Origin of the sequence: Brevibacterium renqingii, from assembly GCF_017808105.1 — a bacterium.
GTDB classification, from domain to species: domain Bacteria; phylum Actinomycetota; class Actinomycetes; order Actinomycetales; family Brevibacteriaceae; genus Brevibacterium; species Brevibacterium renqingii.
The window spans coordinates 1-17,711 of the sequence record NZ_JADBHF010000005.1 but is presented as its reverse complement, the minus strand read 5'-3'; the positions used below and the strand labels follow the sequence as shown (position 1 = coordinate 17,711).

General features: G+C 67.2%; 14 protein-coding genes and 1 tRNA gene. 7 read left to right on the top strand and 8 right to left on the bottom strand.

Features of this window, described 5'->3' with window-relative positions; all coding sequences use genetic code 11:
• Window positions 1-40 precede the first annotated feature (40 nt).
• Window positions 41-1,933 carry an alkyl/aryl-sulfatase gene (locus IHE57_RS06430; protein ID WP_209371814.1) on the top strand — a complete coding sequence of 631 codons (1,893 nt, stop codon included), beginning with the start codon at window positions 41-43 and terminating at the stop codon, window positions 1,931-1,933.
• A 128-nt stretch (window positions 1,934-2,061) separates the two neighbouring features.
• On the opposite strand, the gene IHE57_RS06425 is transcribed toward IHE57_RS06430, so the two are convergent.
• The 6 genes from IHE57_RS06425 to IHE57_RS06400 all read right to left on the bottom strand — a co-directional run bounded on the left by IHE57_RS06425 (window position 2,062) and on the right by IHE57_RS06400 (window position 9,311).
• Window positions 2,062-3,642, bottom strand: coding sequence for an ABC transporter substrate-binding protein (locus IHE57_RS06425; protein ID WP_209371812.1), 1,581 nt, complete (start codon window positions 3,640-3,642; stop codon window positions 2,062-2,064).
• 30 nt (window positions 3,643-3,672) lie between these two features.
• Window positions 3,673-4,962, bottom strand: a complete 1,290-nt coding sequence (locus IHE57_RS06420; protein WP_209371810.1) for a serine hydrolase domain-containing protein — start codon at window positions 4,960-4,962, stop codon at window positions 3,673-3,675.
• Window positions 4,959-5,774: an ABC transporter ATP-binding protein gene (locus tag IHE57_RS06415; protein ID WP_246475903.1), complete on the bottom strand. Its 816-nt coding sequence runs from the start codon at window positions 5,772-5,774 to the stop codon at window positions 4,959-4,961. The genes IHE57_RS06420 and IHE57_RS06415 overlap by 4 nt, the downstream gene beginning before the upstream one ends.
• On the bottom strand, window positions 5,771-7,459 hold the full coding sequence (locus IHE57_RS06410) for a dipeptide/oligopeptide/nickel ABC transporter permease/ATP-binding protein (protein WP_209371807.1): 1,689 nt from the start codon (window positions 7,457-7,459) through the stop codon (window positions 5,771-5,773). Before IHE57_RS06410 ends, IHE57_RS06415 begins: the two co-directional genes overlap by 4 nt.
• A gap of 3 nt (window positions 7,460-7,462) precedes the next feature.
• Window positions 7,463-8,473, bottom strand: a complete 1,011-nt coding sequence (locus IHE57_RS06405; protein WP_209371805.1) for an ABC transporter permease — start codon at window positions 8,471-8,473, stop codon at window positions 7,463-7,465.
• A 229-nt stretch (window positions 8,474-8,702) separates the two neighbouring features.
• Window positions 8,703-9,311, bottom strand: a complete 609-nt coding sequence (locus tag IHE57_RS06400; protein WP_209371803.1) for a TetR/AcrR family transcriptional regulator — start codon at window positions 9,309-9,311, stop codon at window positions 8,703-8,705.
• Window positions 9,312-9,453: 142 nt separating this feature from the next.
• Between IHE57_RS06400 and IHE57_RS06395 the strand changes: the two genes are divergently transcribed.
• The 5 genes from IHE57_RS06395 to IHE57_RS06375 all read left to right on the top strand — a co-directional run bounded on the left by IHE57_RS06395 (window position 9,454) and on the right by IHE57_RS06375 (window position 14,907).
• Window positions 9,454-11,013 carry an AMP-binding protein gene (locus tag IHE57_RS06395; protein WP_209371800.1) on the top strand — a complete coding sequence of 520 codons (1,560 nt, stop codon included), beginning with the start codon at window positions 9,454-9,456 and terminating at the stop codon, window positions 11,011-11,013.
• A 57-nt stretch (window positions 11,014-11,070) separates the two neighbouring features.
• Window positions 11,071-12,240 (top strand): acyl-CoA dehydrogenase family protein, encoded by a 1,170-nt coding sequence (locus IHE57_RS06390; RefSeq protein WP_209371798.1) that lies wholly within the window; start codon window positions 11,071-11,073, stop codon window positions 12,238-12,240.
• Window positions 12,241-12,337: 97 nt separating this feature from the next.
• A complete protein-coding gene (locus IHE57_RS06385) occupies window positions 12,338-12,649 on the top strand; it encodes a hypothetical protein (protein ID WP_209325402.1) in 312 nt (103 codons plus the stop codon).
• 73 nt (window positions 12,650-12,722) lie between these two features.
• On the top strand, window positions 12,723-13,649 hold the full coding sequence (locus tag IHE57_RS06380) for an AEC family transporter (RefSeq protein ID WP_209371796.1): 927 nt from the start codon (window positions 12,723-12,725) through the stop codon (window positions 13,647-13,649).
• A gap of 133 nt (window positions 13,650-13,782) precedes the next feature.
• Window positions 13,783-14,907 (top strand): TIGR01906 family membrane protein, encoded by a 1,125-nt coding sequence (locus tag IHE57_RS06375; RefSeq protein WP_366933872.1) that lies wholly within the window; start codon window positions 13,783-13,785, stop codon window positions 14,905-14,907.
• 282 nt (window positions 14,908-15,189) lie between these two features.
• Here the strand turns inward: IHE57_RS06375 and ppk2 are convergent, their stop codons facing one another.
• Both ppk2 and IHE57_RS06365 read right to left on the bottom strand, forming a co-directional pair.
• Window positions 15,190-16,092 (bottom strand): polyphosphate kinase 2, encoded by a 903-nt coding sequence (gene ppk2 / locus IHE57_RS06370; protein ID WP_209371794.1) that lies wholly within the window; start codon window positions 16,090-16,092, stop codon window positions 15,190-15,192.
• A 67-nt stretch (window positions 16,093-16,159) separates the two neighbouring features.
• The gene (locus tag IHE57_RS06365) at window positions 16,160-17,449 is read right to left on the bottom strand and encodes an MFS transporter (RefSeq protein WP_209371792.1); all 1,290 of its coding nucleotides are present in this window, start codon (window positions 17,447-17,449) and stop codon (window positions 16,160-16,162) included.
• 90 nt (window positions 17,450-17,539) lie between these two features.
• On the opposite strand from IHE57_RS06365, the gene IHE57_RS06360 reads away from it, so the two are divergent.
• A tRNA-Leu gene (locus IHE57_RS06360) sits at window positions 17,540-17,616 on the top strand.
• The last annotated feature ends 95 nt before the right edge of the window (window positions 17,617-17,711 follow it).

Below are 17,711 nucleotides of genomic sequence, written 5' to 3'. Positions count from 1 at the left end.
CCTTGTAGGCTGAGAGAAAACCCGGTACGAAGGAGTTCCCTTGGCGTTTCCCGAACCCGATCCCACGGCCCTGGAACAGATCCGACAGGACAGCGCACGGGGCTTCCTCGGCACCCGCGCACAGGCTCTCATCACGGCCGATGACGGCAGTCTCGTCTACGATCTCAGCGCCTACGACTTCCTCGCCGGTCCGGCTCCTGCCGCCGCCGATCCTGTGCTGTGGGAGCATTCGGCCCGGGTCGCACGGCACGGGCTCTTCCTCGTCACCGAAGGCGTCTACCAGGTGCGCGGATTCGATCTCGCCAATCTCACCCTCATCGAGGGCGATGAGGGTGTCATCGCCGTCGATGCGCTCACGAGCACGGAAACCGCCGAGGCGGCCCTTGAGCTCTACTTCGCCCACCGCGGCAGGAGACCGATCACCGGGATCATCCTCACCCATCCGCACGTCGATCACTTCGGCGGGGTCGAAGCCCTCCTCTCCCATGCTGCGCCAGAGGCGCCGGTCCTGGCTCCGGAGGGCTTCCACCACCACGCTCTGCGGGAGAACCTCCTCGCCGGTCCGGCGATGCGCCGACGCTCGGTCTTCATGTACGGCACCGAACTCGAGCCGGGCCCGGCCGGCCACATCGGCTGCGGTCTCGGTCAGCGGGTGGCAACGGGGACCACGACGCTGACTGCTCCCAGCGATGCGATCACTGCCACCGGTGAGACCCGGACCATCGACGGCCTGGAGTTCGTCTTCCAGCTCACTCCCGGCACCGAGGCTCCGGCGGAGATGAACTTCCTCCTCCCCCACCTCGGCGCACTGTGTCTTGCGGAGAACGCGGTCCACACCCTGCACAACATCATCACACTGCGCGGCGCACAGGTCCGCGACGCCAAACGCTGGTCCGATTATCTCGATGAGACGCTGCGGCTCTTCGGGCCGCGGACCTCCGTCGCCTTCGCGACGCATCACTGGCCCACGTGGGGACGCGAGAGAGTCGCAGACTTCCTCACCGTTCAGCGCGATGTCTACGGCTTCCTGCACGATCAGACGGTGCGGCTGATGAATGACGGCTTCACCGCCGATGAGATCGCCGAACGCCTGGAACTGCCCGACGCCCTGGCCTCCTCCCCCGTCGTCCGCGGGTTCTACGGCTCGGTCAGCCACAACGTCAAGGGCATCTGCCAGTTCTACCTCGGCTGGTTCGACGGCAATCCCTCACATCTGTGGCCGCTGCCGAAGTCGGAGAGCGCAGGGCGCTGGATCTCCCTGCTCGGCGGGGTCGATTCCGCGGTATCGCGGATGACTGTCACACTGACCGATGCGAGCACCGAGGACCTGCGGTTCGCCGCCGAGGTGCTCGACGCCTGCGTCTTCGCCGACCCCGGCCACAGCAGGGCCCGCGAGCTCCTCGCCGAAGTGCTGCAGCGCCTGGGCCACGGGTGTGAGAATGCCGTGTGGCGCAATGAGTACCTCACTGCCGCCGCCGAGCTCCTCGCCGCACCCGAGGATGCGGGCGGGCGACCGCAGCGAGGCCGGTCGCGCAACCGGATCGCAGCGGATCTCGGCATCGCCGATGTGCTCGACGCGATGTCCGTGCGCCTCGACGGCCACGCAGCGGCCTCGACGCGGATGTGCATCGATCTCGTCGAACTCGACGCCGAGGACTCGGCCCGGGCCGTCCACCGCGTCGAAGTCAGCAACGGGGTCCTCCGCCACCACCGTGAACCTCTCGCGACAGGGACGACACGGGATCCTTCGAGCGCGTCGTCCTCCAGCGCTGAGGCGGACCTGAGGGTCGAGGTCCCGCTCGGCGGCGCCTCGCGCCTGGCCGCGCACGGCCTCGCGGGCTTCGCCACCTCCGGCGATACGCAGGTGTGGGATCGTCTGCGTGCGCTGCTCGCCACCGCGCGGCGCGGGTTCCCCATCGTCGAACCCCGATGAGGGTCCCCGGCCCCTGCTGAAATCGGGTTCGAGGAGACGTCAGCGCCCGAACAGCATCTGAGCGGCCGGCGGGGGCTGTCCCCCGCCGGCCGCTCCGGCATCATCCGCTCAGGCGCGGTGCCTGGGCATCATTGCGTGATGCGCATCGTCTTCGTCGCCGGCAGACCGTCATAGATCCGCTGCTCGAATCCCGGAGCGGTCGTCAGCTGGGCCGGGATGCCGCTCAGCGGCACGGCGTAGGCCTGGTCGAAAACCCTCTCCTGCAGCTTCGCATAGATGTCGCAGCGCTTGCCCTCATCGCCTTCCGCCATGGCCTGGGCGAGCAGCTTCTGCACATCCTTGTGCTCGTCTCCGGTCGAGTTCCGTCCTCCGTCCTCGGTCACCGTTCCGGTGAACCGGGAGATCCCGTCGTAGACGGTACCCGAGGTGTTGATGAAGTTGAGGATCGCCATATCCCAGGACTCGGGCTTGGAGGCGAGTTCTGTGGCCAGTCCTGCCGGGTCGACCGATCGCAGCGTGTTCTTCGCTCCGGCTTCGCTGATGACCTGGTCGACGTACTTGTTGCCGGCGCCCTTGGCGACGGCCGGAGTCCCCAGCTGCACCGTCTCCGCTCCGTCGAGGCCCTCGGCCGCGGCCGCAGGATCATTGGCGATCAGGCCGGATTCGTCTGTGTTGGCACAGGGAACAGTCTCGGACACGAAGCTCGTCGACGGCTCGCCCAGACCGTTCGTCGCCGCTTTCGCATACGCCGAGCGATCGATCGCCTGGGCCACTGCCCGTCGCTTGTCCGCCTCGGCGAAGACGCGTCCGTCGCGTTCGTTGAAGACGAGGAACATCGTGCCCACCGAGAAGCGCTCCGCACCGAAGTCCTCTTCGTCCTTGAAGCGGACCATCGGTTCGCCGGTGATGGTGGCGACGTCGAGGTCGCCCGTGATCATGCTGTTCGCGACGCTGTTGTAGTCGGTCGATACCGTGTAGCGCACGGTTTTCGCCGGATCGCCCTTGAGCGGTTCGGCGAATTCGGGGAAAGTGTATCCGGAGTCGCGCAGCGTGAACTCCACGCTGGCGCCCGGTTTGAAGTCTTCCAAGGTGTAGGGCCCGGAGAACGCCGCTTCCACCTCTCCGGTGGCGGTCTTCTCGGGGTCTTCGAGTCCTGCCGGGCAGACGATTCCGGCTTCGGGCTGCGACAGTCCACGCAGCATGTCCGCCCAGGGCTTGTCGAGTTCGATGCTCACAGTCCCGGCGTCGTCATCTGCGCTGATCTTCGGGGTGCTGGGCCCGAACACCTGGCTCTTCTGCTTCGAGGTCTTCGCGAACTCCTCGAGCGAGTCCTTGACGATGTTCGGGGTGATCGCCGTTCCGTCGGCGCAGGTCGCTCCCTCCCGCAGGGTGAACGTTCCCTTCTTCGGCGTGACGTCCCAATCCGTCGCAAGGTCCCCGCTGACGCCGTCTTCCGCATCGGAGTCGAGTGCCACGAGCGAAGCGTAGAGCAGACTGCTGGCCTGCGTGCCCGGCGTGCCCGAGGCGGTGTACGGGTAGAAGCTGTTGGGGTCGGCGATCATCGTCGACCGGATGGTGTCGGTGGTTCCCTCGCCGGCGCTTCCGGTGGCTCCGGTCGTGCACGCGCTGAGTCCCAGTGTCAGCGCGGCGAGACCTGCGACGGCGGGAACGAGGCCGGTCGTCATCGACCGGCGTCTGGTGTTGGACATGCTGTCTCCTCGTGGTGGTGGGCGGGTGGATCAGTGGGGTGTCAGCGCGGCCTCGCGTGCCTCGAGTTCACGGCTGAGGCGAGCGAAGACCGGTTCGAAGCGGGGCGTGTCGAAGGCCTCGGCGACTGGGTGGGCGCCGAAATGGGCGATCACCGTCTGCCGGGAGGGGTTGATGTAGAGCCGCTGCCCGGAGCGACCGCGGGCGACGAGGGCCCCTTCGCCGTCCAGCGGCAGCCACCATCCGCGCCGATAGGCCAGCACAGGTCGGTCGATCCGTTCGTCGCCGGTGCCCACGACATCGGATGCGGGGCCTTCGGGCACCGTCCAGAAGTCGGCGATCAGGTCCGCCGGCAGCACTTGGTCCTCACCGACCGCGCCTCCGGCGGCCATGAGCTGCCCGAGACGGGCGAGGTCGCCCAGAGTGCAGGAAAAGCGACCGGAGACGAGCTCGCGGCCGGTGGGATCGAGTCCGAAATGAGCGTCGCCGTTCGCTCCGATGCGCGAGTAGACCAATTCTTCGAGCAGAGCGGAAACGGTGGCTCCGGTCGTCCGGCGGACGGCTTCGCCGAGTGCTTCCGTGTTGCCGTTCTCGTATCGGAAGGACTGCCCGCTGGGGCCGTCCTCTCGCGATGTCGCCAACCTCTCGAGCAGGGTTCGGGGCCCGGCGTAGTCCGCGGGTGCGGGCACCATGCCGACGGCGGCGAAGAAGGCCCGTGCCTCGGCCTCCTTGTGGAAGGGGCGCTGTCCGTAGCGGACGGCGGTGAGCATATGGAAGGCGTCGTCGACGTCGGCGAGGCCGAAGCCGGTGCCCTCGAGTTCGGGCACGTAGTCGCCGATGGCCCGGCGGGGGTCGATGTCCCCGCTGCGGATCAGCGGTGCCAGCACCAGAGCGAACACGGATTTCGAGATCGAAGCGGTGACGTGCCTGTCATCGGGACCGAAACCGTGGCGCCAGTCGCTGTGGACGAGTCGGCCGCGATGGAGGACGAGCAGGCCGGTCGTGTCCGCACTGTCGCAGAACCTGCGCAGGCTCACCTCGCTGCCGTCGACCCCCGGCACCATGACCTCGCCGAGGCGGTCGGTCCTGCCCGTCGAGGCCTCGCTGTCACTCACTGAGCAGCCAGCTGCCGCGGTCGCAGCCGATCCCCCGCTCTGCCGGCCTGCGTGCGCTCCGTCCCCACGGCGGGCACGGACCGTGCGCACCGGCATGCGCTCCTCGTCATTGACCATATGGGCGCGGATGGCGGCAGGATCGGAGAATCGTGCCTGCTCGGCTGCCTCTGCGGCCGTGTGTCGACCGGGCCTCGCCGTCGAAGTCATGAGAACGTGAACCCCTTTCCGCCCGGAACGGAGTCGAGCAGCGTCCGGGTGTACTCTGCCTGAGGTGCGGCGAACACGCGGTCGAGCTCGCCGGTCTCGACGATTCGTCCGGCTCTCATGACGACGATGTCGTCGCAGACCGCCTGGGCCACGGCGAGGTTGTGGGTGATGAAGACCATCGAGTGCTCCGCATCGCCCTCGCGCAGTCGGGCGAGGAGGCGGATGATCTCGGCCTGCACCGATACGTCGAGGGCCGAGGTGATCTCGTCGGCGACGAAGAGTTCTGGCCCGACGGCCAGCGCGCGGGCGATGGCGATGCGCTGCCGCTGTCCGCCGGAGAACTCGTGCGGGTAGCGTTCGGCGGCCGATGCCGGCAGCTGGACGCTTTCGAGGACCGCGGCGATCGCCTCGGCGTAGGTCCGGGGGCTGCCGCTCTTCGGCGCGAACGCCTCGGCCAGGGTCTGAGCGATGGTCCGACGGGGGTCCAGCGAGGAGTACGGATCCTGTGGGATGTATTGGATCCTCCGATAGAGCGCGTGCCGGGCTCGTCTGCTCGCCCGGGCCAGATCGGTGCCGGCGACGGTGAGGCTGCCCGAGGAGATCCTGTTCATTCCCACGAGCGCTTTGGCCAGAGTCGATTTTCCCGAGCCCGATTCTCCGACCAGTCCGACGACGCGTCCGCGCGGGATGTCGAGGTCGATGTCCTTGAGCACGTGGTGGTGGCCGAAGGAGAGGTTGAGTTCCCTGGCGCGCACGATCACATCAGCCTCGGCGGGCATCGGCGGCGTCTCCTCTTCCACGGTGACGGTCATGATCTGCTCCCTTCCGGCAGTCCTCGGCTCATATCGATCTGGGGCACGGCGTCGAGCAGTGCTGCGGTGAAGGGATCGGCGACGTCGCCGGCGGCCAGCTGGGCGGCGCTGAGCTCCTCGACGACGGCGCCGTCGCGCATGACGACCACGCGGTCGCAGAGCTCTCCGACGACGCCGAGGTCGTGGGAGATGAAGAGCACCGCTGTGCCGAGCCGCCGACGCAGCTCGTGGAAGATGCGCAGCACCTCGACCTGCACGGTGACGTCGAGAGCCGTCGTCGGCTCATCGGCGATGAGCAGCTGCGGGCGGTTGACCACGGCAGCGGCGATCATCGCCCGCTGGCGCATTCCTCCGGAGAGCTGGTGCGGGTACTGCTTCATCCGCAGTTCGGGCTGATCGATGCCGACGGTCGCGAGGGCTTCGATGAGGGCCTCCCGAGCTTCCCGGCGGGAATATCCCGAGTGCGTACGCAGGACCTCGGTCAGCTGTGGGCCCATGGTGCGTGAGGGGTTGAAGGTGGTGCCGGGGTCCTGGTAGATCAGTGCGATCTCCTGCGCCAGCTGCGCCGCCGCCGGCGTGCCCTTCATGTTCATATCGCCGACCCGCAGCTCTGCCGCCTCGAGATCGAGGTCATCGGCGAGGAGACCGGCCACGGACATCGCGGTGAGTGATTTTCCGGACCCGGACTCACCCACGAGGCCGACGATCTCGCCGGGGGCCACGTGCAGGTCGATCCCCTTGACGAGGGTGCGGCGGTCCTCGCCGCCACGGATGGCGAGCTCGCGCACCCGCACCAGTGCCTCATCGTCTGCCGCGGGCGAGGCTGCGGCGTTCGCCTCGGGGGTGCGCGGGGACCAGGTCCGGGCGGTGCGGGGATCGGCGTGAGCGGCCAGGCCGTCGCCGATGAGCATGGCCGCCACGGAGGCGAGCACGATCATCACGGCAGGTCCCAGCGCCTCGATCGGCTGGGTGTAGAGGGATTCGAGGCTGTCGTTGAGCAGCGAACCCAGATCGTATTGGGGCTGCTGGACACCGAGACCGACGAAGGACAGGGCGGAGATCTCGACGAGTGTGGCGGAGAAGATCGTCGTCGCCAGCACCAGCAGCGGTTCGGCCATCGCCGGGATCATATGCCGCACGGCCAGATGGTAGGAGCCGACGCCGAGAAAGCGTGAGGTGAGGAAGTATTCGCTGCGGGCCGTGCGACCGGCGAGGTTTGCCGTCACGCGGGCGAATCCTGGAATTCCCGCGATGCCCAGGGCGAAGACGGCCGTGGTCGCACCGGGCAGGAGGATCGCGGCGATGATGAGGGCGGTGATCAGCGTCGGATAGGCGACGGTGGTCTCGAGCAGACGCAGGCACCATTCGCGCACGGTGCGCGGCGCCAGCCAGATCGCCACTCCCACGACGAGACCGCCGACGACGGAGATCGCCGAGGCGCAGACGGTCATGACGAGGGTCAGGCGGGTGGCGACGAGGACCCGGGCGAGGTTGTCCTGGCCGAAGTCGTTCGTCCCCAGCAGGTGGCCCCTGCCCGGAGGCAGAGCTGTGTCATCGGTGATGGCTGTCGCCGCACCCGTGACGAAGATCGGGGGGAGGACGGCGATGAGCACCACCGCGGCCATGAGCACGACACCGAGTGTGAAGGCCGGACGCCAGAGGGTCCGACGTGAGGCAGTGGACATAGGTCATTCACCCGCTTCCAGGGTTCGGGGATCGACGAGGGCCAGCACGATGTCGACGACGAGGATGAGAAGGGTGGCGATGATCCCGAGCAGCAGGATGGTGCCGCGGATGACGGGATAGTCGCGATCGGTGATCGCCGTGACGATTCCGGTGCCCAGCCCGGGCCAGCCGAAGACGGTCTCGATGACGACGGCACCGCCGAGCATGCCTGCCAGGATCAGGCCTGAGAGCGTCAGAGTGGTGGTGAGCAGATTCGGCAGCACATAGGCAGTGGTGATCTTCCAGGTGCTCAGACGCCAGCCGCGTGCGGTGCGCACATAGTCCTGTTCGAGGATGCTCGCCGCCTCCCGCCGCACGATGCGGGCGAGCGCGCAGGCAGGGCCGATCATGATCGCGGCCGTCGGCAGCACGAGCGATGACAGGGTCGCCGCACCCGAGGCGGGGAACCAGCCGAGGAGCACCGCGAAGATGTAGACGATGAGTGTGGCGAGGACATAGTTCGGTACGGCGAAGACGAAGCTCGTCGCGGCGTTGAACGCATGGTCGAGGCCGGGGCGGCGGCCACCGCGGGTGAGCAGAGCCGCCGCGGTGCCGGCGGGCACCCCGAGCAGCAGGGTCAGCACGATCGCCATGAGTGCGATCTCGGCGGTGAAGGGCAGGCGAGCGAGCACGACCGAAGACACCGGCAGGCCGGTGGCGAAGGATGCGCCCATGTCACCGGTGAAGATGCCGCCGACGTAGTTGACGAACTGCGCTCCCCGCGGTGCCTCGAGCCCGAGCGCGGCTCGCGTGGCCTCGATCTGCTCGGCGGTCGCGCCCTCGCCCGCCGCAACGACGGCAGGGTCGCCCGGCAGCAGCGGCACGATGAAGAACGTGATGACGATGAGCAGGACGAAAGACAGCAGCACTCCCCCGCCGCGGCGGATGCGGAACCGGGTCCATGGGTGCTCGGTGGGCCTCCGGCGCCGGGCGTTGGGACTGGCGCCCCGAGTCGACGTGATGGACAGGGCCATGAAGACAACACCTCCTCGTGTCGTGTGCGACTGCATGGTTCGCCTCGGCACGGAACAGTGCGCTCGAGGACGTGGTCTGAATTACATATTGTCCGCTTTTAGACACACTGTCAAGATTCAGTCGAGACGCAGAACTCTCGGGCGCAGATGAATCGGCCCACAGTGACGCCCGGACCTCAAGACGCGCACTCAGCAGGCGCAGCAGAGCCCTGCAGGCGGACGACTGCGCTCAGAACGTCCCTTCGGGGACCTCGTCGAAGCCGCTGGCCCACATACGACCGTGCACGGACAGCTCGGTGAGCACCTGCGCCACCTCGACAGCGGGAATCGGCCGCTCCTCGGGTTCGAGCCACCACAGCAGCACCGTGACCTGCTCGCCCACCCAGGCGCGCGTGAGGATCTCCGGATCGATCCGGAACTGCGTCCCGGTCACCTCGGCGCGCTTGAGGAAGATCTCCTTGGCCGCCTCGGTGCGCGTGTCGACGAAGATCCGCAGCGCCGTGCCGTCGCCCTCCCCGCGCAGGATCACACGGTAGGCGTCTCGCTGCTCCTCGGCGTGCTCGAAGAGGATCCGCAGCGCTTCGCCGGAGAAGTAGGACGTCTCGCGCAGTCGCAGCTGCTCGAGCCGCGCGGCGAGCTCATCCTGCAGATCGAGGACGATCCGAGTGAGCAGCGCGGGTTTGTCGCGATAGTAGGCGTAGAAGGTCGCGCGCGAGATATCGGCCTCGGCAGCGATGTCCTCGATGGTCACGGCATCGTAGCCGCGCTCGAGGACGAGATCGATCAGCGACGACTTCAGCGCGCGCTGAGTCCTGCGCGTCCGGCGATTCTCGGCCATTTCCACCCTTCCTGCATTCGCGCCGTCACATCCGGCGACACCTCAGCCACAACGGTACCGACACATCGTCACTTCTGGACTTCAGTGCCCAAAATTGTACACTGTGTCTAATTCTAGTCACATTGTCGTGAGGAGATCTCGGATGCTCAACCTTGGCTACTACATCGCCCGCGCCGCCCAGCACTGGCCCGCCACCGAGGCGGTGGTCGCCGGCAGCCTGCGCCTGAGCTTCGCCGAGCTCGACGCCCAGTCGACGGCGTTGGCCGGCGCCCTCGCCGCCCATGGCGTCACGCGGGGCACGCCGGTGGCGACCTTCGCCGGGAACACCGGAGAACTCGTCGTCATCGAAGCGGCCCTCTACAAGCTCTCGGCGCTGCGAGTGCCCATCAACGCCCGCCTCGGGGTGGCCGAGACCGCCCACATCCTCGGCGACGCGGGCGTCGCGGTCCTCTTCGTCGATCGCGCCCATCTCGCCTCCGCCGAAGCCGCCGTCGCGGCGGCAGAGGCGGATGTTCGCCTCGTCGTCCTCGGAGACAAAGGCGAGCGCGGCTACGCGGACTTCCTCTCCGAGGGCGCAGGCACCGAGCCCTCCGAGGTGATGATCGACGCCGAGGAGTCCGATCCCTGCGTGCTCAACTTCACCTCGGGCTCGACCGGCAAGCTCAAGGCCGCGGTCCAGACGGTCGGCAACCGTCTGGCGAATATGCGCAAACGGCTCATGGACCCTTCGAAGTCGACGGACGAGGAGACCAGGTACCTCGTCGCCGGACCGATCACCCACGCCTCGGGCATGGGAGTCCTGGCCGCTCTCAGCCGCGGCTCGACGATCGTCGTTCTGCCGACCTGGGACGCCGGCGAGTTCCTGCGCCTGGTCCGCGACGAGCGGGTGACCTCTTCCTTCGTCGTCCCGACCATGCTGCACATGCTCCTCGATCACGGCGTGGATCCGGCCGATGTCGCTACGCTGCGATCTCTGACCGTCGGCGGCGCACCGGTCAGCCCGCAGAGGCTGAGGGAAGCCGTGGAGGCATTCGGCCCGATCATCGAACAGGGCTACGGACAGGCGGAGACGACCAGTGGGGTCACGGCGCTGACCAAGGACGACATCGTCCGCGGCATCGAGTCCGATCCGCAGCTGCTGCTCTCCTGCGGGCGCGCCGTCTTCGATTCGGAGGTCGCGGTGCTCGACGACGACGGCAGGCGCGTGCCCGCCGGGGAGCTCGGTGAGCTCGCAGTGCGGGGGCCCGATTGCGTGAGCGAGTACTGGGGAGCTCCGGAGCTCAGCGCGGAGACGTTCCGCGACGGCTGGGTGCTCACCGGCGACATCGCCTATATCCGCCCCGACGGGTACGTCTTCATCGTCGATCGGAAGAAGGACATGATCATCTCCGGCGGATTCAACATCTACTCCACCGAGGTCGAGGCCGCCGTCTATGAGCACCCCGATGTCAGCGAGGTCTGTGTCGTCGGTGCCCCCGATGACCGGTGGGGCGAGTCCGTGACCGCCGTCGTCGTCGCCCGCAGCGGATCGCAGCCGAGCGCGGAGTCGATCATCGACTTCTGCGGTCAGCGCCTCGACCGCTTCAAGAAACCGCGGCGCATCGACTTCGTCACCGAGCTGCCCGTCAACCGCAACGGCAAGATCGATCGCCGTCAGGTCCGCTCCGGCTACTGGGCCGGGGCCGAACGCAGCGTCAACTGAGCGACCGGCCCACCGCCTTCGGTCAGCCGCAACCACCCATGTCGATTGGAGCCAGACATGTCCTTCACCCTCAACCCCGACTACTCCGACCATCCGCTCGCCGAGACCATCGCGAGCCTGCGCACCTACCTCGAAGGGGAGCTCGCCGAATACGAACAGGAGCACGAGCTGCATCCGGAGTCCCGCTTCGACCGCGCGACCCTGCAGACGGTGTGGAAGCGATCCCATGAGCTCGGCTTCTACGGCATCCACCTCCCGCCGGAGCTCGGCGGACGGGGACTGAGCCACACGGATCTGGCCATCCTCAAGGAAGAGGTCTCCGCCTCGGGACGGGTGCTGTCCCAGAGCGTGCTCGGGGATATGGGAGGGCCTCTGCGAGTGGGTTCGATCTTCCGCTTCGCCACCCCGGCCCAGATCGAACGGTATCTGCTGCCCGTCGTCCGCGGAGAGCGCGCATGCTGCTTCTCCCTGACGGAGACCGACGCCGGTTCGAATGTGCGCGCGATGCACACCGTGGCCACCCCAGACGGCGAGGGGTGGCGCATCTCGGGCCACAAGGTGTTCTCCTCGGCCGGTCCGTTCGCCGACTTCTCGATCCTCATCGCCCGCATGGCCGGCGAGGAGGAGGCGTATTCGGCCTTCCTCGTCGATCTCGACTCCCCCGGCGTCCAGGTCGTCGAAGGCGAGGTCCCCCTGTCCGGCCAGCACATCGAGTCCGACATCATCCTCGACGATGTGCGCGTAGAGCCCGACCAGCTCCTCGGTGAGGTCGGTCAGGGACTGAAGATCGGTCTCGGCAGGGTGACCACGAATCGGCTGCTGCACTGCCCGACGGTCCTGGGGCAGGTGCGGCGAGCGCTGACGCTGACTGTGGACTTCGTCCGCAATCGCCAGGTCGCTGCGGGCTCGATGGCCCAGCTGCAGTCCGTCCAGCACACGCTCGCCGAGATGGCCACCGACTACTACGCGGCGCGCTCGATGACCTTCGACGCTCTCGCCGCCCTCGATCGGGGTGAGGCGATCATGCCCGAGGCCTTCATGTGCAAGCTCTTCGTCGCTCAGAAGGCCTTCTCGATCGTCGATTCCGCGATGCAGCTGCAGGGGAAGGCCGGCATGGTCCACGGGTCCGAGATCGAAGGGATCTGGCGGCGCCTGCGGATGTTCCGGATGCTCACCGGCTCCGACGAGATCCAGAAGAACGGGATCGCCAAGGCCCTGCTCTCATGAACCGCCCAGCGGTCCTCGACCTCCTGGAGGTCCGCGATCGTTCCTCGTTGTGAGACCGACGTTCGAGCCGACTGCTGCGTTGCCTACACTGGTGTCCATGAAGGACGCACTCGAAGTCTCCACTGCCCCGCTCGTCGCCGTCGGACTCGTCGGCGGCTTCCTCACTGCCCGTGAGACGGGGGTCCGCCCGCTCGGCGGGGTCGTGCTCGCCGCCGCGGGCGCCTATGCCGCCCGCTCCTGGTACGCGAAGAAGGGCTGGCCTGCGGCGACCGCACTCGGGCTGACCTACCTCGGCGGGTTCGGCGCCTCCCATCCCCTGGCGAAGAAGATCGGTGCGTGGCCCGCGGTCCTCACCGTGAGCGCGGTCAGCGCGGCCGCGTCCTACATCGTCTCGGACAGCGCCGCCTGATCGACACCGGGCTCCCGGCCGGCATCGGGCCCCCGGTGCCCACCACCTCGGAAAGCGAGACCGCGAGTAACCCATGCTGGCTGTGTTCGAAGGCTTCGCCGTCATCGCGGCGGTCATCCTCGTCGGCTTCGTCCTCGGCCGCTCGGGTGTGCTCGGACCACACGGTCAGCAGGTCATCGCGAAACTCGTCTTCTATGCCGGCACCCCGGCCCTGCTCTATGTCACCGTCGCCGACACCGATCTCGGCCTCATCTTCAACACCGCCCTGTTCGCGACAGGCGGTTCGGCGATCATCGTCGGCCTCGCCCTCTTCGCACTCACGCGCTGGGTCCGCCGGCGCAGCACCGGCGAGGCGATGTTCTCGGCCTGGGCGACCAGCTATGTCAACATCGGCAATCTGGGCATCCCCATCGCCGCCTATGTGCTCCACGACATCGGCTACGTCGCCCCGGTCCTGCTGTTCCAACTGCTCGTCCTCGCACCGATCGGCATGGCCGTGCTCGACGGTGCAGGTCGGAAGCAGCACGATTCGCATTGGCACTCCGCCCTGTTCCAGGTCCTGCGGAATCCTATCGTCCTCGGCGCGGCCGCCGGCGTGGCTGCCTCGGCGACCGGGTTCGAACTCCCCCGCTTCGTCTTCGAACCCATCGACATGATCGGTGCCACTGCCGTGCCCGGGGCTCTGCTGGCCTTCGGCATCTCGCTCAAGGACGGGTGGGCGCTGCCGGCCAAGGGCACACGTTCGCAGTTGGGCTACATCACGGGCGCCAAGCTCATCGGCCAGCCCTTCATCGCCTGGGTGATCGGCGGCCCGATGCTCGGATACGGAGGCATCGACCTGTTCGCCATCGTCGTCACCTCCGCCCTGCCCACGGCCCAGAACGTCTACATCTATTCGATGCAGTATCGGCAGTCCGAGGCACTCATGCGCGATGCCGTCTTCATCACCACCGTCCTCGCCGTTCCCGCGCTCGTCATCGTGGCCGCGTTCCTGGGCTGAGCGCAGGAGCGAGACACGTGACCGGGCGGCACCGGCGGGTCTGCCGCAGGCGCCTCTCCCCGCGCGACGGTGATCTGCGGACCTGTGGCGTGTCCTACCCGAGATGGTCCTGCCGTTCACTGACAATGGGGATGTGGCTGGAGATGAGAAGAACGACACCGAAGACCTCCTGAGCAGGCGGATGAGTTCAGGATCCGGCAAGGCTGCCGAAAAGCAGTCGGACACCTCGCTGGAGGCTGCCAACGATCCGTCGACGGACACCGAGGCGTTCGATCCCATCACGGATCCCATCGCCGAGGAGACCCCCGGGCACGGCACGGACGCCAAGCCGTCGACGGGTCCGGTCCGGGTGGCTCCCGCCCATTCGACGAATCCGCACGCCCAGCAGACGACCGCGAGCACGCGTTCCGGCGATCAGCTCGCAGCGGCCGACACCGGTCAGACACGTGAGGTGCCTGCGAATGCGCGCACCTCGGTGATGAGCGAAGCCGATTGGGCGGCCGTGTCGAAGGCGGCGACCTCGACCGATGCCCGCGATCCCGAGGTCCCGGAGAAGCGCCGGTCGGTCCTCGACGTCATCGGCACGATCTGGATCGTGCTCGCGACCCCGTTCGTCCTCTTGGCACTGGCGGTGCGCTTCATCGCCTCGGGCGTGTTCCTGAAGTTCGAGTACTTCCGCCCGGGCTTCCCTGCCGATCGGTTCGGCTTCGGCTCGGCCGATCGCGAGCACTATGCCACGTACGTCATCGACTATCTGCACAACTTCGACTCCCGGCGCTACCTCGCCGATGTCGTCATGCCCAACGGGGAACCGATCTTCATCTCGGAAGAGCTCAGCCACATGGCCGATGTCAAGGGACTGATCTCCCTGCTCTACCTCGTGGCTCTCATCGGACTCATCGGCGCAGTCCTCTTCGGCCTCTACATGTGCCGTCGAGGCGGCATGGGCATCCACACGGGAGTGCGCCTGGGAGCGATCTTCAGCATCATCGTCATGGGCGCCGTCGCCGTCGTCGCACTGCTCGGCTGGGACAGCTTCTTCCGCAGCTTCCACAAAGTCTTCTTCGCTGACGGAACGTGGGAGTTCTACGCCGACGACTCGCTCATCCGGCTGTTCCCGCCGCAGTTCTGGGTCGATGCCGGCATCGCCGGTGGAGGCCTGTTCGTCCTCCTGGCGATCGTCCTCTTCTGCTTCAGCTTCGCCGGTCACAAGAAGCGCCGCGCTCTGCGCAGGGCCCGGAAAGAGGCCGGCGCCTGAACAGCTGATCGGCAGCGATTCTGCGGGTGAGATTCCCGCTCCACGGTTCCGGCCGGGTGGTCTTTCCCCTTCCACCCGGCCGAATTTCTCCCCCGGCACCAGCGGAATCTCGTCCCGCGTTCGCTGCGGGTGGATCCATCGCGATCCAGCGTCGGATTTCGCAGTGGATCCACCCGCAGCGAACCGACCAGATTCCTCCCCGGCAACAATCGTCGACGAGCCGAGGCCGGTCACTGATCGGACCGTGGACCGGTCGGCAGCTGGTTGCCGAAGCCCGCCGTCTCAGTCGTCGACGGCGTCACGCCCTCGGCGCACGAGCAGCGGGTCGGCGTCGTAGACGACCGAGGAGTCCTTGTCCTCGTAGTCGAACTGGTTGAGGAAGTAGCGCATCGCGTTCAGCCTGGCTCGTTTCTTGTCGTTGCTCTTGATCGTGATCCAGGGGGCATGGTCGGTGTCCGTGCGGCGGAAGGTCTCCTCTTTGGCCTTCGTGTAGTCGTCCCATCGGTCGAGTGATTCGAGATCCATCGGAGACAGCTTCCACCGCCGCACCGGATCGATCTGACGGATCGCGAAGCGAGTGCGCTGCTCGCGTTGGGTCACGGAGAACCAGAACTTCGTCACGTGGACGCCGGAATCGATGAGCATCTTCTCGAACACGGGAGCCTGCTCCATGAATGTCTCGTACTCCTCGTCCGTGCAGAAGCCCATCACCCGCTCGACGTTCGCCCGGTTGTACCAGGAGCGGTCGAACATCACGATCTCTCCGCTCGTGGGCAGATGCGAGATATAGCGCTGGAAGTACCACTGACCGGCTTCCCTGTCCGAGGGCTTGTTGAGTGCGACGACGCGCGCCGCACGAGGGTTGAGATGTTCTGTGAACCGCTTGATCGTTCCGCCCTTGCCGGCGGCGTCGCGGCCTTCGAAGACGATGACGTGTTTGGCGCCGGTGTCCTGACCCCAGTACTGGAACTTCAGCAGCTCGACCTGCAGCCTGTACTTCTCGAGTTCGTAGGCTTCTCTGTCCATCTGCTCTGCATAGGGGTACCCCTCGCGCCAGGTCTCGACGGCTCGGCCCAGGGGGTCGATGAGGTGCGGGTCCGTGGTCTGGCTGTCCTCGACGGCGTAGCCTTCGAGGCGGAGTTTGTCGATGTACTCCCGCAGGTTCTCCTGGAACAGATCGTTCACGAGATCCTCCCCTTCCGATGTCGACACGATGCCGTGCCCGGTGCGTGCTGGCGCTCCCGGATGAACTTCAGGTTATGCGATCGACGTCGCGCTGGGGAATGATTCCGAGGCTGAGCAATGGGGCGATTGCGATGACACCGAAGGACAGAGGGTAGCCGAAGGCAGTCACGAGTGCGCCGAAGCCCGGGCCCAGCAGGGCCGACATGACGAACTGCCCCGTGTTCTGCGCGCCCATCGCCTTCCCCGACCAGCGAGGTCCCGCCGCCTCTGCCACGGAGGCGAACGCGAGGCCGTTGTCGGCGACGGACACCGCCGAGGCGAGCACGAAGACGATGGCCGCCGCGATCGGCATCCGATCGAGTGAGAGGAAGGCGATCGCGCCCGTGAACACCACGGCGGCGATCGCCACCATGCGCATGAGCCCGACCCGCGACCGTGTGCGGTCGGAGAGCCCGCCGACGACCATGCGACCGAGGGCACCGACGATCTGGGCCGTGGCGACGATCCCGCCGGCAGCTCCCGCACCGATTCCCTGTACGGCGATGAGCCAGATGAGTCCGTAGGTGGAGAAGGCGAACTGCGGAATGACCAGGAGGGCGGAGACCGCGTGGATCCGCCACAGGAAGGAATCGCTGCGGTAGGGGTTGACCGCCGAGGCAGGACTCCCTGACGACTCCCCCGCCGAGGCCGATCCCGGCCCGGCAGATCCGCTCCCGGTCGCCGTCGGCTCGGAGGCGGGGGCACGGTCGAGGTCGGCCACCTCGGTGCGGGTGGACGCCTGCGGTGGGTTGCGGATGACGGCGAAGCAGGTCAGGGTCAGTGCCCCGGAGACGGCGACGACGAACCACAGATAGGCGGGGAAGCCCCCGGCCGCAGCGATCGGCGGGACGGTCACGGCCGCAACGCTGGTGCCCAGGGGTTGGGACATCTGTCGGATACCCATCGCCAGTCCCCTCCGATGGCGGGGGAACCACCCCATGACCACGCGGCCGCTGGCGGAATTCACCGATGCTGCGGCCGCTCCGGAGGCTGCGATGACGATCACCATCCAGATCGGTGAGTCGACGACGAGGACTGCGACCGCGGAGGCCAGGGCCGTGAAGCCGATCCCCAAGGTCATGGCGAGCCGTTCACCGTACCTGTCGGCGAAGGCGCCCCAAGCGATGAGGGTGAGGATGAGACCGAAGCTGGGTGCCGCGGCGACGGTGCCGGCCTGCGTCAGCGTGAAGCCGAGGTCGGCATGCATATGGGGAATGAGGAACGCCGGACCGGCGATCGCAATGGTGGCGGCCATCTGGGTGAGGACGCCGACGACGAGGATCACCCAGGCCTGGAGGCTCGGTCGGCTCGTCGTCATGGCTCGAGGCTAACTCCGTCGGGGAAGCGTCTGCGGCGCGTCTCAGATCGCGGCATCGTCGGTTAGCCGATACAGTGTGTTCTGGAGTGTCCCCCTATAGCCCAATCGGCAGAGGCAGTCGACTTAAAATCGATTCAGTGTGGGTTCGAGTCCCACTGGGGGGACCATGTGATGTCTCAGTACATGGGTTATAGGCCAAAATGTGTGTATGGGCAGGGCGTGTCGATGCTGGTCTTCACTGGGATCTGCCGCCCCAGCCCTT

Excerpts from the sequence above, each read along its gene's own strand:
- IHE57_RS06425 (WP_209371812.1), bottom strand. The coding sequence starts at position 3,642 with ATGTCCAACACCAGACGCCGGTCGATGACGACCGGCCTCGTTCCCGCC.
- IHE57_RS06420 (WP_209371810.1), bottom strand. The coding sequence starts at position 4,962 with ATGACTTCGACGGCGAGGCCCGGTCGACACACGGCCGCAGAGGCAGCC.
- IHE57_RS06415 (WP_246475903.1), bottom strand. The coding sequence starts at position 5,774 with ATGACCGTCACCGTGGAAGAGGAGACGCCGCCGATGCCCGCCGAGGCT.
- IHE57_RS06410 (WP_209371807.1), bottom strand. The coding sequence starts at position 7,459 with ATGTCCACTGCCTCACGTCGGACCCTCTGGCGTCCGGCCTTCACACTC.
- IHE57_RS06405 (WP_209371805.1), bottom strand. The coding sequence starts at position 8,473 with ATGGCCCTGTCCATCACGTCGACTCGGGGCGCCAGTCCCAACGCCCGG.
- IHE57_RS06400 (WP_209371803.1), bottom strand. The coding sequence starts at position 9,311 with ATGGCCGAGAATCGCCGGACGCGCAGGACTCAGCGCGCGCTGAAGTCG.
- IHE57_RS06395 (WP_209371800.1), top strand. The coding sequence starts at position 9,454 with ATGCTCAACCTTGGCTACTACATCGCCCGCGCCGCCCAGCACTGGCCC.
- IHE57_RS06390 (WP_209371798.1), top strand. The coding sequence starts at position 11,071 with ATGTCCTTCACCCTCAACCCCGACTACTCCGACCATCCGCTCGCCGAG.
- IHE57_RS06385 (WP_209325402.1), top strand. The coding sequence starts at position 12,338 with ATGAAGGACGCACTCGAAGTCTCCACTGCCCCGCTCGTCGCCGTCGGA.
- IHE57_RS06380 (WP_209371796.1), top strand. The coding sequence starts at position 12,723 with ATGCTGGCTGTGTTCGAAGGCTTCGCCGTCATCGCGGCGGTCATCCTC.
- IHE57_RS06365 (WP_209371792.1), bottom strand. The coding sequence starts at position 17,449 with ATGACGACGAGCCGACCGAGCCTCCAGGCCTGGGTGATCCTCGTCGTC.